This is a genomic window from Methanohalobium sp., assembly GCF_018609725.1.
In the GTDB taxonomy this organism is placed as follows: Archaea; Halobacteriota; Methanosarcinia; order Methanosarcinales; family Methanosarcinaceae; genus Methanohalobium.
Genome location: NZ_JAHENT010000051.1, coordinates 1 through 14310, shown reverse-complemented (window position 1 = coordinate 14310; position 14310 = coordinate 1). Strand labels below are relative to the sequence as shown.

Below are 14310 nucleotides of genomic sequence, written 5' to 3'. Positions count from 1 at the left end.
TTTCACCATACCATTCTGCTTTATATTCTAATTTCTGTACAAAACTACTCCAAGAGGCATCAGTTATATGCTGTGCAAGATTATAATTTTTCAGCAGTCCTTTTACATTTTAACTTTCCAGTGCTACAGCTTGGTTCTCGCTTATCAATCTGGAACTTAACTTATGCTGGAAGTCTTCTCTCTAATTGCTGATTTTCTCATGGTATTTGGCTATCTGGTGTTTCAGTTTCCTGTAATTATTAGAACCTTTCTTCTTTCTTCTTGGATTTAAACTTTGGAAAACCAGATTTTTCTCTGAAAAACTTGGTAAAAGCGTTCTCCAGATTAAGAGTAGCCCCCTGTAGTGATTGTGAGTTAATCTCTTTCAACCATTCATACTCATCTTTTAATACTCTTATCTGTTTGTTCAACTCAAATCCTGATATCGCTTTGCCGTCTTGCTCATAAGATTTGATTTCGTTCTCCAAAGCCCAGTTATATATGAACCTACAAGCTTCTATATGTTTTGCGATCAACTCTTGTTGAGTTTGATTTGGATATATACGGTACTTGTAGGCTTTTAACATATCACAGTAATTATGATTTAACATTATTTATATGCTATAATATAGATTAGACGGTATTCATCCATTTGTTTCATTTCAAAGAAATGAAACTCGCATTAAATCTACGATTTGATGCAATGCTAAAGACACAATGGTTTTCTACCTTCAATCTTTATAAATACAGTATATCATGGATAAAAATATTTTAATATAATTCCAATAATCCAAATTTAACCAGCAATAAATAAAAACTAAGGAAGGGATTCACGATACTAAATCATCTTAAAAACAAAATCCGGAATTCATTTAAACCCATCGCAAAATCCTTACCACTATCTCCAAATCTGTTAACCGTGGTCGGCCTCGGTATAAGCATAATTGCAGCAGTAATGTTTGGTACCGGCAGAGTCTTTATAGGTGGTATATTTATCCTTTTAAACGGTTTTTTTGATATTCTTGATGGCGCAGTTGCAAGAGAGAATGGCTGGATGACACCATTTGGTGGGTTACTGGATTCTGTCTGTGATAGGTATGCAGACGCTATAATATTTATAGGCATCATATACGGTGTTATAATCGGGAGCATATCTGACCCAGTTCTATTAAACATTCCACTGTGGTTGTGGTGCGTTGTAGCAATGATAGGTTCATACATTGTTAGCTATACCCGTGCACGTGCAGAAGCTGCCGGTGGAAAAGACATGAACATTGGAATTGCTGAACGTCCAGAAAGGATGATTATTCTTACCATCGGTGCATTTGTCGGTTTGCTTGCACCTGCCATTGCTGTGATTGTCATTATTACCCATATTACGGTAGCACAAAGACTTTTACACGCCAGAAATACACTGTGATACAATGAATATAACCATTATCGGTATGGCTGGTGCCGGCAAAAGCACTATTGGAAAATCAATGGCAAAAAAACTTGGATATAGATTCATCGATATTGACAAACTGGTTGAAAAAAAATCCGATAAAAATTTGCAGGAATTAATAGACACCTATGGAGACAATGCATTACTGGAACTGGAAGAACAAACCGTGCTTGAACTCCAGTTAAACGCAGAAGATGAATGTATTATATCTCCCGGTGGCAGTATAGTTTATTCCGATTCAGCGATGGAGTTTTTGGATAAACATTCAACAATTGTATTCCTTGATGTATCGTTTGATGTTATAAGAAAAAGGTTATCAAATTCCGCCACCAGAGGTATGGTAGGTATCAAAAACAAAAGTCTTGAGGATTTATTCCGTGAAAGACGAAAACTGTACAACAAATATGCTAATATTACAGTAAAACTAAACAAACATAACAGAGTATCAGAAACAGTGAACAAAATTATAAAACTATGTTTTAACAGTTAATACCTGTTCCAATAACCTTAAACCAAATAGATGTTTTTAATTGCCTGATAAATGAATATAAAAATAAGAGAGGATTATAAAATGCAGTACCTTGCAGATGTAACTGTTGAACTTAAATCAGGGATGCTTGATCCAGAGGGCAACACCATCAAAAGAGCGCTCGGTCATCTTGGATACGAAACTAATGATGTGAAAACTGCAAAAAAATTCACAATCGACCTTGATGCTGAATCTTTTGATGATGCAAGACAGAAAGTAGATGAGATGTGTCAGAAATTGATAGCAAACCCGATCATCCACAACTATACCATTGATTTGAGGGAAGCCTGATGAGAATTGCCATAATCCAGTTCGGTGGTACCAATTGTGACCGTGACGTATTGCATGTATTAAAAAATGTCATGAATGTAGATGCTGAACTTGTATGGTTTAAAGATAAAAACCTTGATTGTTTTGATGGGGCTGTAATTCCGGGAGGATTCTCATACGGTGATTACCTGCGAGCAGGTGCAATAGCGGCAAGAACACCAATAATGGACTCTGTAAGAAAGATGGTTTCAGAGGGAAAACCAGTAATCGGTATATGCAATGGATTTCAGGTGCTTACTGAATCCGGTCTTCTGGACGGTGCACTTGCCACAAACAGTTATCCAAAATTCCTCTGTAAATGGACCCATCTAAGGGTTGATAATACAGATACACCGTTTACTTCAAGGTTCGAAAAAGGTGATGTCATACAGATACCAATCGCCCACAAGGAAGGAAACTTCTATGCTGACCAGTCTGCAATATCTGATTTAAACAAAAACAACCAAGTAGTTTTCAGATATGTGGATGAGGATGGTACAGCAGATGATGAATCAAATCCAAACGGTTCAAAAGAAAATATTGCCGGTATAATCAACTCAAGCAGAAATGTAATTGGACTTATGCCGCATCCTGAAAGGGCGTCTGAAAAAGTATTGGGTTCAGATGATGGTTTAAAAATCTTCCAGTCAATGGTTGATTATATACAAACCCTCCAATAATCATTATTCTTTAACCATCATTTCTGTCCACTGACTGCTCTCCCACGACTGAAGAGCTTGTCCGACAATTTGATACTATTAATTCATTTTTAGATTCCTGTAGTTCTGTCCTTCTTTTCGAACCATCTACTTTACCCTTTCGCTTGGTACTGATTATACGTTCTGAAACTATATAATTTTATCTAATGCTAGAGATTATTCTATTCATTATGGGCTTGATCCAACATCTACGGGATTGTTTCATCACTCTTTAAACGAAGTTTAAAAATATTGGTAAATTTTCAATTTACCAAGTTTAAGTTTAACTCTAAATTTCTAATTCAGAGTGTTCTGATTTAAAGAGCATGAGTAAACTCATGGGCTTTCTCTACCCCTGCACCCCGTTTATCGTAATTTTTGTGCTGTTTTCCAACTATGCCTTACTATATCCGGTAGCGAACCATATTTTTTAACCCAGTCTATAAGAAATTGTTTCGTTTTCGGGTCGGACGGATAACCACTGCCAAAATCGACACCAAATTCTTCTTTCAAATTGTTTACCAGCTCATCACGCCTGACCTTGGCAATTATTGAAGCCGCCGATACCACAGGATATACAACATCTGCCTCATGTTCAGAAATGATTTCTATATTTTCAGAAGCGGTTTTATTGCTTTTTGAATATTCGCTACGTATTTTTTCTGCAAAACGTTCGGGTTTGACATCAGCCGAATCCACATAAACCAGTTCAGGGTTTAAATTTTCCACTACCCTTGAAAAGCCAAGAACCATGATATCATTCATGCTCATTACATTCCTGAGTTCATCTATCTGGGAGGGAGTGATTTCAAAAATAAAATAATCATCTACATATTTTTTGATTTTATGAGCAAGTTCTTCCCGTTTTTTGGGAGATATTTTTTTGGAATCGGTCACTCCAAGGTTTTTTAGAGAATGAATTTTAGCTTCATCAACCACTACACCTGCAATACACATGGAGCCTATAACAGGACCCTTGCCAGCCTCATCGATACCTGCAACTTTCATTATAATCTCGACATCCTGTATTAGATAAATAATGTAAATATAAAGTATCCTATTGTTACCATTATAATTGAATGTTTCAGCCCCGACATAACACTGCCTTCACCCATGACACCTGCCATGAGACCCGAGCACAAACCCTGTATTACTGCTGAATGTTTGAAAATTCTTGTGTATTTATCAAGGTCAAAACTTCCAAGCATACCCATTTGCTGAGCACCAGATGATGTCATCTGTTCGCCTGCTTCAGCCATTTCTGTCAAAAAAGTGGTGGATATAACATAGATGACACCAACAAAAACCATGTAGGATATGTAAATGATAACAATATAAATCATCATGTTCATGGAACGCTCACGCTTCATTTCTTCTTCAGAAGATGCATCTCTGGCTGCCACCATGAGCACTTCTCCAATATCACCACTTGATTCATTCGCTTTGGTGATAAGTGTCAGTGAACGTGAAACAACCTGAGTTTTTAAACGGTTTGCAAATCTTACCAGTGCATCATTGAGTTCCATACCCCATGAGATGTCCCTCCAAATTTTCCTTGTTTCATCACTAAGACCTTCATTATCGGTTTTTACCATGAGCTTGATTGAATCCTGAAGGGTCATACCCGTTTCAACTGTACTGGCAAGTTTTTTCAAAAAATCAGGGAAATTTCCTTCAAGTTTTTTCTGCCTTTTAGATTTTGTTTCATGAAATATAGCCAGTGGAACAATTATGATATATGTCGCAATTACAAGACGGTCATCAAGAAAATCGATAGTTTCTGACATTGTAGTAAATGTATTCATATTTGTGGTAATAAAAATAAAAAGCAATATAATCGCAACTGGAGAAGTTATAGACACTGATAAAAGAGGGTTATTAAAAAGTGGTTTTAATGGGTTCTTGAGGAAATTTTTGTATTTAAGTTGCTGTTTGGATTTGACAAAATTTTCATAGCACTGTCTTTTCTCAACTTTTTCTTTGGTATCATTTATTAATTGTCCATTTTCATCGTATTCTGGCTCAAGATAGGATGGTATTTCAGGAATTCCATGATCAAAGATTTCATTTGTCTGTAGGTAGGCAGGTTCTCCGAAATCCTCTGGTGCCATTATACTAATCATTACTACAAACATCACAGAACCGATAGGAAGAACCGCGTAAATTACCGCATAAACCATCAATATAGAACCAGAACCCATGACAGTCATCATGATACCCATGATAATTATAAACAAAGGACCTGCTACGAATGCTGTTACATAGGATTCAGCCAGTAACCCGAGTGTTTCAAGAAAACCCTTCTGGTCATCAATTGCTTTTTTCAAATATTGATCAGATTTGTCCTGGAAATATTTTGATATACTTCCGCCACTATCAATTACGGTCAAAAGGTTGTGTAAGAGATCTTGGAACCTATCAGATGGTGTCATTTCACTGACGTTGGATATTGCAGTTCTTAAATCGTGTCCAAAATAATCCATTTCTCTGATTATAGTTTCGACTTCTTTTGATGCTTCACCATAGGTATTACTTGACCTTGACAATGAATCAAAAACGTTTATAATATTCATTCCGCCTTTGCTCAGTGCATACATAAATGTTACTGCATAGGGGAGATGACTGTCTATACTCCGCTTACGTTCACTCGCCTGAAATCCAGGATAGACCAGAAAAAGTGCATATGTCATTCCACCAAGCGTTATTGTTGTAAAAACAACAATAAACAGTGACAGAAATATTTCCTTAAAATTGAGCAACCATGCGGTTGAAGGACCGAATGTAAGGTTAGTAAGATTATCAGGCAAACCTATTACAACAATAAGCATATATGCGGTAAAAATACCCAGTATTGCCCCTGTCAGACCACTAACAACCGAATAGAAAATGGCATTTGAAATATACATTTCATATGAAGTCGGTATACGTGCCTGTTTAAGCTGGAGCTGTAGTCTTGCATATTTTTTCTTTTTTTCTTTCATCTTCTCCCCTAAAAGAGCAAAGGGGATTTTTTTGAAAATGGTCAAAAACAACCTAGCTTGACGATCAAGGTTGTTTATTCTGGACGAAATTTTGTTAGATAACCCTTTTCCATTATCCTGATGGTTTTTGGATTGGAATTTATTTTTAAGACTTTTAAAAGACATCTTTTTTTCATATTCTGATGTATCTGGTGATTCTGTATCATCTGAAAATTCCTGGTTCTGGTTATCTGATTCTGATACAACCGAATCATTATTTACTTCATCCAGAAATTCATCGTTTTCTGTATTTCTATCCAAATTATCACACCAGAATACGGATTATTTAAGACCGATTTTTTGCAATAGTTTTTCAGGTGTTGCCTGATAGGACTTGATTATCTCTGATATTTCCTTGAAATCCCTGATATCATTGTTTACCATATAATCCAGTATCTTTTCACGGTAATGGAGTTCTTCATTTATCTGGGCAGCATTCCAACCTCTTCTTCTCTGAATTTCATAGATGCATTGGGATTCGCCTGTCCTCTGGAATGTATCCCTTGCTGAATCCCAGACAAAAATATCATTTGTCCTTAAGTTTCTGGTATTGGGATCTATATCAACAATTTCTACAATTTTTAGGTTCTTTCTTGCTCGTTTGCCACTGACATAGGTCTGTGCCTGAATAGTCATTATATCCAGTGCCTGTATCATGTTTCTGGGTACACTTATAGGCGGATTTTCAAGCCGATGGATTGCTGAAGGAACAGAATCTGCATGCATGGTAGAAAATGTGGTATGTCCTGTGGACATTGCCTGGAAAAGTGTCAACGCCTCTTTACCTCTTACCTCTCCCACAATAAGATATTCAGGACGCTGCCTAAGAGCCGCCCTTAATAAATCATACATATCCACAGCACCACGCTCATCAGCTGTAAATGAGTCCCTTGTAACCCCAGGAATCCAGTTTGTGTGCGGTAGTTTGATTTCACGGGTATCTTCAAGTGTTACTACCTTCGCCTTTTCAGGGACAAAGAGAGATACTGCATTTAAAGATGAGGTTTTACCTGAAGCAGTACCCCCTGCATAAATGAGACTTTTGTTATTTTCAATACAAAGCCAGAGATATGCCATCTGTTCTGAAGAAAAAGTACCCCAATCAATAAGGTCGATAGGAGTTATCGGTACTTCACTGAATTTACGGATGGTAAATGTACTCCCATGTGTAGTTATTGTAGTACTGAGAGTCATCTGAACTCTGGAACCATCCGGCATTGAAGCATCAACCATCGGCTCAGCCAGTGATATATGCTTTCCGCATTTCTGTGCAAGACGTATTATGAAAGAATCAAGTTCATCTTCTGTAAATGCAATGTTTGTGGCTATATTGTGATATATCCTGTGATACAAAAACAGCGGAATATTGTGACCGTTACCTGATATATCTTCTATATAATCATCATTCATCAGCGGGTCAATTTTACCGTATCTGACAAAATCACGCTTTATATAGTAGGAAATTTTTTCAAGCATCAGGGGTGTCACATCAATAGCATAATCCTTAATGATAATACGTATTTTTTCATCCAGTACTGCTTCCTTATCATCTTTATTTTCAATATTTTCAACCAGTAAGGCATTACGCAACCGGTCTTTAATTTCTGTCAGAAACGTCGTTTCAAAGTCACTCAGTTCGGGTTCTACAAGATAGTAAAGATAATCGTTTATTTCAGGATTAAAAAGAATTACAACAAACGCATAGGGTTCATTTACCCAATATCTATCAATTTCTTCATAGCCTTCTACACCTTTAAAAACAGATAACGGACCATGCTCATCGGGGTTATATGCTTCAATTTCAAAGGTTTCTTGTTTGAAAAGGTTTCTTACTTTATCAAAAAACGTTAATTCTTCTGGTTCGGATTCTTCAAAAAATTCATCAGATTTTGAGGATGCGTCTTCAGCACCCGGTCTTAGTTTTTTGGATTTTTTTTCATGAATTATACTTTTTACCAGGTTTTTCCCGGATTGATCACTATCTTCACTTTCATTTTCCTTTATCTCAGATTCATCTGATTTTTGTTTATTTGTTTCAAATCCTGATTCAGGTGCCAAAATACCAAGATTTTTATCATGTTCTTTATCTGATTCGTGTTTATCAGACAGCCATTGAGATGTGCTTTCAACATCTTCTGAAGGTGTCAGAATATAATCATCTTTATCAAAATTTTCATCATTTGTATCATCTGAATCTGATGAACCAGTATTGTCAGAATATTCAGGAGCAAATATCTTAGGCCCAGATTCACCAGATACCTGTGTACCAGATGAGTTTGTAGAATTAACCGGGCTATCATAAACCTTGTTATTATCAGTATTATCAGGTTGTGATTCTGGACCGTTTTTGTCACCCATCATTTCACCATAAAGAGTAACTACTCAATAAAATGTAATAATTAATTTAGACAAGTTAATGTTTTTTATAACATCATTATTATTGTTATAACTGTATTATTACATAAAATATTATTGGAAAAATATAAAACTATGTAGTAGAACTTAAATCTTTTTGAATGATGTATAAAATAGAACAAAAATATTAAATCCAAAGTTGGGTATGTTGCTCTATAACTTATCAATAACTTTAAAAATTAAAAGAGGACTCCTTTTATGCCAGTAATAACCCTGAATTATGAAGATCTTGAAAGTCTTACATCAGTCGACAGGGATACCATAGTTGAGCAAATCCCCATGATGGGTGCAGACATTGAACGAATAGAAGATGAATATATAGATATCGAATTTTTCCCTGACCGACCTGATTTATACAGTGTAGAAGGTGCTGCTCGTGCCTTGAGAGGTTTTCTGAACATAGAAACCGGTTTACAGGATTACAAATTGGATTCATCAAATATTGAAATTGAGAAAGATGAAGACATTGAACATATCCGCCCCTATCTTGCATGTGCTGTTATCAGAAATGTCAATTTCAATGCGAATTCCATAAAATCTTTGATGGATTTACAGGAAGATTTACACTGGGGAGTTGGGCGCAACAGGAAAAAGGTTTCTATCGGTGTTCACGACCTCTCAAATATCACCCCACCTTTTAGATATATGGCTGCTGACCCAGATAAAGAATTTATCCCGCTTGATTTCACAGAACCAATGTCAATGAACCAGATTCTTGAAAAACATCCCAAGGGCATGAAGTTTGCATATATTCTTGAAAGTTTCGATAAATACCCTATGATACTTGACGCTGAAGATAACGTTCTTTCGTTTCCACCCATAATAAACAGCAAACGCACTCAGATAACCGAGAATACAACAGACCTTTTTATTGATGTTACCGGGCTGAGCGAGTCGGTATATGTTGCCCTCAATGTGCTGGTTACTGCACTTGCAGATCGTGGAGGAAGTGTTGAATCAGTAAAAATTATAGATTCTGATGGTAATGAAAAAACCTTACCTGATTTAGAACCTTTATCCTGTAAACTTGAAGTATCAGAAATCAATTCATTGATAGGAACTGGACTATCCCAGGATGAAATATTAAAGCAGCTCCAGAGAATGCGTTATGGTGCAGATATAAAGAATAATAAATCAATTGAGGTCAAAGTACCCCCATACCGTGCCGATATTCTGCACAATTATGATATTGTTGAAGATATTGCTATTGGGTACGGGTATGATAATATACAACCAGTATTTCCTGAAAGTGCCACATTTGGTAGCGCTCATGAAGTGTCGATTATCAGTGACAATATATGCGAAATCATGACCGGTCTCGGATATTCTGAAGTCATGTCTTTCACTCTAAGTAATGAGCGGGTGCATTTTGATAATATGTGCCGTAACATAACAGATGATGTAACCTATGTCATGCATCCCATAAGTGAAGACCAGACAATAGTTAGAACTACAATTCTTCCAAACCTTATGGAAATACTCTCCATGAACCAGCACAGGGAACTCCCACAATCCATCTTCGAGTTTGGAGATGTGGTAATAAATAGTAAAATTCACAGAAATCTGGCTGCGGTATCAATTCACCCTGAAGTAAACTTTACCGATATAAGAGAGATTGTAGATGCTGTCATGCGCGAGAGAATGGTTGAATATGAAGTAGAAGAGTCTGATGACCCTGCATTTATAGGGGGTAGGCGTGCTGACATATTGGTAAATGGGAAAAAAGTTGGAGTCATGGGAGAAATCTACCCCCAAGTAATTACAAACTTTGGATTGGGTGAACCTGTTATAGGGTTTGAAATGGAAATTATGGATTACTAAAAATTATATTTAGTGATACTTTTCAATCCTTTCTTTTTTCTTTTTCAGGTTGTTCCAAGATACAAGATTATATACAACCATTAATATTAGCGAAAAATTTAGTAAAATTGCTGCAATGGTGCCAATATTTAATAGGTCATTTTTTTTATCCATAAGTAGTGATTTAAAACCACTGTCCTTTTTGTACTGTGGATGCATGATATCCAATTTATCATTACTGTATCCAAGACCTAGAGAACGTCCTAATGCATGTCTGGATAATGTAAACATTGTCTGGTCACTGTATTGGTTCCACATACGGTACCTGTATGAACCCACCTCTAAACGTATCTCAGACTTTGATATACTTTTTCCAGAAGTATCAAGTTTAGACACTACTGCAGTGTTTTTTTTGATATTTTCATCATCCAGATGTTTTACCCATCCTATCCTGATGTCGGGATTTTTTGAATCCACCAGTTTAAATTCAGGAGTAAAACCCAAATGCCCGTTTCCACCCTGTTCCCAGTATTCGAGAGACTTTTTCACCTGTTCATAATAGGTGGATTTGTAATTTGACGGAACATTTTCATTGTCAATATAGACGGTTATCGGTGATTCATCCCATGGATTACTATATTTTACAGGATATTCATTTTGTGTTGTTGTAGATACACCAGAAGCCATTAAAACAAGGGAAACAATACCCAGCAAAAGGACAGTATTAGTTTGCAGCATTTATATCAGAAAATATTTCATCCATTGATTTTTATAAAAAAGTTATGATTAAAAATGAGATTAAATAATTGACAACTGTAAAGAATAACAGAAAAAAAACTGGCGGGCTCGCCGCGATTTGAACACGGGTCAATGGGTGTCTTCGCAACTTTATTGTTGCACCGAAGCCCATTAGGATGTCCTGACTACCCTACGAGCCCATTACAGCCCCATACAATTGCAACAATATTATTAAAGTTTTTCATTAAAACAATCCTTTTTCAGAAATTAATCAGATGAAACCAATAATAAGCCGAATGGCTACAACCCAGAGAACGATACCAAACATCTGATTAATGGTTTTTGACTTCAACCTGTATATCATAAAATATGAACCTACCTGTGCACCGAGAAAGCCAGCTAAAGATGAATATACCAATAAACCAGCATCAAGACTTCCAATATTTGTACCGATATGTCCCAAAAACCCGGAAATCGATGTAAACACAATGATAAATAAAGAGGTCGCAGAAGCGGTTTTTATATTGTACCCAAGATATACCAACAATGGAACTATAAAAACCCCTCCACTTAATCCCAGAAGACCTGCAACAATTCCTATCATAAAACCCGATATCAGACCAATAATCACATTTTTTCTGGTTCCTCTACCAGTACACTTTAAATGTCCTATCCTATAACTGGTAAATACCATATGAATTCCAATTAACAACAAAAAAACAGCAAATATCAATATCAGTAAATCCTGGGGTGTACTTTTTGAAAAATAGGCTCCTACTGGTGCTCCTACAACTGATGTTAATATTAAAGGTATTGCAGTTTTAAAATCCACCATTCTTTTTTTAGTGTAAGAAATGGTTGCTGAACCTGTAGCAAACGTGTTTATCAGTAGTACTGTTGGAATAATAATATGCAAATCTATGCCTATCCAGTAAAGAAGGGGTACATAGATTGTGGAACCGCCTGTGCCAATAATAGAAAACAATATTGCAAGGAAAAAAACAATTACAGCGATTAAAAACGGCTCCATTATTTATCCCTGTTGTATTAATTCACTAATTTTTAAACACACTGTCCCAGAAAATTTACCAAAAAATTATCCCACAACAATTCAACGTAATCAACTCCAACCTTTTAGATTTATCTATCGATTATAAATGTTGAAGGTTAATATTGCAAAACACTTGATTGACATTTTCAACAATTATTTATAAATTCGCAGCATCAGAGTATTTAAAAGGGGAGTATAAATATAATGAAAGTTTTGAGGTTATTGTATGGCCGAAGAAAATAATGAAGAAAATCCGGTTATTGAAGCTATAAAATCACGCCGTAGTGTAAGGGATTATCTTGATAAACAGGTTTCTGAAGATATTGTTAACCAAGTGATAGATGCTGGTATCCATGCACCCACAGCACTGGGTCTGCAACCCTGGAACTTTGTGGTTATTAGTGGTAAAGACATTATAAAGGAGATATCAGACCACATAAAACCAATGGTGCAGGAACATCTCAAAGACAGTACTGAACAACTGGCCAAAGACCTGAAAGAAAAAATGAAAAACAAGGATTTCAATCTATTCTATGATGCCCCAATTCTGGTGATTGTAATGCACAACAGGGATGACAAACTGGCTGACTATGATTGTGCTCTCTGTGCGGAAAACATGATGCTTGCAGCCCATTCGCTGGGTCTGGGTAGCTGCTGGATTGGTGCAGGTGCTTTTATACAGCAGAGCCCTGAACTACTGGATGACCTTGATATACCGCATGATTTCAAGATAGTGGCACCGATAATACTGGGCTACCCAAAAAGCACTCCATCTCCTATTGACAGATGCGAACCAATGGTATCATGGATATACAAGAAAAAAGGTTAAAAAATATTCCATTTTTTAGGTAATTACATGAGATTCAGAAAAATACCGATTGGAATTGTAATCGTACTGATAGCAGTTGCATCCATCGGTATTTATGAAATCTCAATATCCAAAAAAACATTAAGCGAACCCAGAGAAGTTTTAGAAGATGGTGAAAAACATCTAATTTTTTATGATAATAATAAGCGAATACTGACTATATCGATGCTGTATCATCAGGGATACAACAACAAAACCGGTGAAATACCATTAAGGGTTGCAGCCTCTCACAGTGAAAATACTGTTATAGAAAGCATGGATCTAACAGTCAAATACCCAAGAAGAGGGTCATGGATAGAAAAACGCGGTGATGTATTTTTGAAAACTCCTGATGGGTTCCCGTTCCCAAAAATACATTTTGAAAAAACAGAGAATTTTAACACCCGACTTGAAATCCCTGATATGAGCCCTCAAGGAAAGGGAACTGTTACTCTGCACTTTTTATTAAAACCTGCATGGAAAATTGAGGATAGTGCAAATATTACAGTTAATGTTAACACTACTCTTACAGAAAACCAATTATTCGGATACAAATACCATGCTCAAAAACAGACAACTTTAAAAATACCATCTAATTAAAGATTATATTTAATGGACACAGATTTTTCAAAGTGCTTTGGAATAAAAAATATTTCTGCCATTTTGATAGTTTTCAGGATTAATTGGAAATCCATAAACATCAAAATGGCTGAACTGTAGATTCATTGAAATTAATTATGGTCCACTCTTACAAATACATAATCCGCCATCTCCTTGTCCACAGCATAACGGGTCTGATCGAGGTCGAAGACATAGGACGGATATGACTGTACCAGATTTACCGGCATTCCCGGAAGGATGCCCATCGACATCAGTTTCTGCAGTTTCTCGTTATCCTGAATCTCAAAGTATGCGATTTTGCCCCTTTGATTCAGTTTTAATGCAGAAAGCGGTCTAACAATGCTGCTTACTTCTTTCTCATCCTTTTTACAGCATTCACCTTTTGGAATAGGGTTTCCATGAGGGCAGTTTCTTGGATGTCCGAGCAGTACACAAACCTTGTCATCGACACCGTCATGTAATATATGCTCGAATTCGCATGCTGATTTGTGAACACCCTCCTTTTTATCCAGTACATCCACAAGCAACCTCTCAGCAAGTCGATGACGCCTCACAACATTTTTCGCGTTGAAATAACCCTCATGTTTAAGCACGATTTTTGAATCCGAATTTAAATCAATATTATCCATATCCAGTAGTTCCAGAACCTCTGGTGATTCTTTGTCAAGGTTCAATGATTCAAGTTCTATAGAACTTTGCCCATGTTCCTGTGAACAAATCCACAGTTTTTCCAGTATCTCTTCAGCATTTTCACTTATTTCCATTTATCAGCCCTCGCAATTTTTTAATCAGTTTTGTTTCGGGAACAATTTCATAACCACAATTCGGACACCTCTGCATGTTGCAGGAGTGCAGTTTT

The 14310-nt window shown here is 36.4% G+C and carries 13 protein-coding genes, 1 tRNA gene and 1 pseudogene; 7 read left to right on the top strand and 8 right to left on the bottom strand.

Annotated features, from left to right (window positions below; genetic code table 11):
- Nucleotides 1-566, bottom strand: a pseudogene (locus tag QZ276_RS03200) (helix-turn-helix domain-containing protein); the annotation flags it as partial.
- Nucleotides 567-814: 248 nt separating this feature from the next.
- Between QZ276_RS03200 and QZ276_RS03195 the strand changes: the two are divergent.
- From QZ276_RS03195 to purQ, 4 genes are all read left to right on the top strand, one after another.
- Nucleotides 815-1399, top strand: a complete 585-nt coding sequence (locus tag QZ276_RS03195) for a CDP-alcohol phosphatidyltransferase family protein (protein ID WP_292485228.1) — start codon at nucleotides 815-817, stop codon at nucleotides 1397-1399.
- 4 nt (nucleotides 1400-1403) lie between these two features.
- A complete protein-coding gene (locus QZ276_RS03190; RefSeq protein ID WP_292485227.1) occupies nucleotides 1404-1913 on the top strand; it encodes a shikimate kinase in 510 nt (169 codons plus the stop codon).
- A gap of 81 nt (nucleotides 1914-1994) precedes the next feature.
- Entirely contained in the window at nucleotides 1995-2243 is a 249-nt protein-coding gene (gene purS / locus QZ276_RS03185; protein WP_292485225.1) for a phosphoribosylformylglycinamidine synthase subunit PurS, read from the top strand.
- A complete protein-coding gene (purQ, locus tag QZ276_RS03180; protein WP_292485223.1) occupies nucleotides 2243-2941 on the top strand; it encodes a phosphoribosylformylglycinamidine synthase subunit PurQ in 699 nt (232 codons plus the stop codon). The genes purS and purQ overlap by 1 nt, the downstream gene beginning before the upstream one ends.
- A gap of 384 nt (nucleotides 2942-3325) precedes the next feature.
- On the opposite strand, the gene rnhB is transcribed toward purQ, so the two are convergent.
- The 3 genes from rnhB to QZ276_RS03165 are packed head-to-tail and all read right to left on the bottom strand — an operon-like array spanning nucleotide 3326 to nucleotide 8340.
- Nucleotides 3326-3967 carry a ribonuclease HII gene (gene rnhB, locus QZ276_RS03175; protein WP_292485221.1) on the bottom strand — a complete coding sequence of 214 codons (642 nt, stop codon included), beginning with the start codon at nucleotides 3965-3967 and terminating at the stop codon, nucleotides 3326-3328.
- A gap of 20 nt (nucleotides 3968-3987) precedes the next feature.
- Entirely contained in the window at nucleotides 3988-6240 is a 2253-nt protein-coding gene (locus QZ276_RS03170; RefSeq protein ID WP_292484160.1) for a type II secretion system F family protein, read from the bottom strand.
- Nucleotides 6241-6261: 21 nt separating this feature from the next.
- The gene (locus QZ276_RS03165; RefSeq protein ID WP_292485219.1) at nucleotides 6262-8340 is read right to left on the bottom strand and encodes an ATPase, T2SS/T4P/T4SS family; all 2079 of its coding nucleotides are present in this window, start codon (nucleotides 8338-8340) and stop codon (nucleotides 6262-6264) included.
- 252 nt (nucleotides 8341-8592) lie between these two features.
- Here QZ276_RS03165 and pheT point away from each other — a divergent pair, with 252 nt between their 5' ends.
- The gene (pheT, locus tag QZ276_RS03160; RefSeq protein WP_292485217.1) at nucleotides 8593-10215 is read left to right on the top strand and encodes a phenylalanine--tRNA ligase subunit beta; all 1623 of its coding nucleotides are present in this window, start codon (nucleotides 8593-8595) and stop codon (nucleotides 10213-10215) included.
- A gap of 9 nt (nucleotides 10216-10224) precedes the next feature.
- Here pheT and QZ276_RS03155 read toward each other — a convergent pair whose 3' ends face one another.
- From QZ276_RS03155 to QZ276_RS03145, 3 genes are all read right to left on the bottom strand, one after another.
- Nucleotides 10225-10932: a matrixin family metalloprotease gene (locus tag QZ276_RS03155; protein ID WP_292485214.1), complete on the bottom strand. Its 708-nt coding sequence runs from the start codon at nucleotides 10930-10932 to the stop codon at nucleotides 10225-10227.
- A 100-nt stretch (nucleotides 10933-11032) separates the two neighbouring features.
- Nucleotides 11033-11132: transfer RNA gene (locus QZ276_RS03150), tRNA-Arg, on the bottom strand.
- A 71-nt stretch (nucleotides 11133-11203) separates the two neighbouring features.
- Nucleotides 11204-11962 (bottom strand): sulfite exporter TauE/SafE family protein, encoded by a 759-nt coding sequence (locus QZ276_RS03145; protein ID WP_292485212.1) that lies wholly within the window; start codon nucleotides 11960-11962, stop codon nucleotides 11204-11206.
- A gap of 247 nt (nucleotides 11963-12209) precedes the next feature.
- On the opposite strand from QZ276_RS03145, the gene QZ276_RS03140 reads away from it, so the two are divergent.
- On the top strand, nucleotides 12210-12812 hold the full coding sequence (locus tag QZ276_RS03140) for a nitroreductase (RefSeq protein ID WP_292485210.1): 603 nt from the start codon (nucleotides 12210-12212) through the stop codon (nucleotides 12810-12812).
- 27 nt (nucleotides 12813-12839) lie between these two features.
- Entirely contained in the window at nucleotides 12840-13430 is a 591-nt protein-coding gene (locus tag QZ276_RS03135; RefSeq protein ID WP_292485208.1) for a hypothetical protein, read from the top strand.
- Between the two features lie 131 nt (nucleotides 13431-13561).
- Here the strand turns inward: QZ276_RS03135 and QZ276_RS03130 are convergent, their stop codons facing one another.
- A complete protein-coding gene (locus QZ276_RS03130; RefSeq protein WP_292485207.1) occupies nucleotides 13562-14215 on the bottom strand; it encodes a metal-dependent transcriptional regulator in 654 nt (217 codons plus the stop codon).
- Nucleotides 14216-14310: the final 95 nt, after the last annotated feature.

Coding starts and splice junctions, on each gene's coding strand:
- QZ276_RS03190 (WP_292485227.1), top strand. CDS start 1,404: ATGAATATAACCATTATCGGTATGGCTGGTGCCGGCAAAAGCACTATT.
- purS (WP_292485225.1), top strand. CDS start 1,995: ATGCAGTACCTTGCAGATGTAACTGTTGAACTTAAATCAGGGATGCTT.
- purQ (WP_292485223.1), top strand. CDS start 2,243: ATGAGAATTGCCATAATCCAGTTCGGTGGTACCAATTGTGACCGTGAC.
- rnhB (WP_292485221.1), bottom strand. CDS start 3,967: ATGAAAGTTGCAGGTATCGATGAGGCTGGCAAGGGTCCTGTTATAGGC.
- QZ276_RS03165 (WP_292485219.1), bottom strand. CDS start 8,340: ATGATGGGTGACAAAAACGGTCCAGAATCACAACCTGATAATACTGAT.
- pheT (WP_292485217.1), top strand. CDS start 8,593: ATGCCAGTAATAACCCTGAATTATGAAGATCTTGAAAGTCTTACATCA.
- QZ276_RS03155 (WP_292485214.1), bottom strand. CDS start 10,932: ATGCTGCAAACTAATACTGTCCTTTTGCTGGGTATTGTTTCCCTTGTT.
- QZ276_RS03145 (WP_292485212.1), bottom strand. CDS start 11,962: ATGGAGCCGTTTTTAATCGCTGTAATTGTTTTTTTCCTTGCAATATTG.
- QZ276_RS03140 (WP_292485210.1), top strand. CDS start 12,210: ATGGCCGAAGAAAATAATGAAGAAAATCCGGTTATTGAAGCTATAAAA.
- QZ276_RS03135 (WP_292485208.1), top strand. CDS start 12,840: ATGAGATTCAGAAAAATACCGATTGGAATTGTAATCGTACTGATAGCA.
- QZ276_RS03130 (WP_292485207.1), bottom strand. CDS start 14,215: ATGGAAATAAGTGAAAATGCTGAAGAGATACTGGAAAAACTGTGGATT.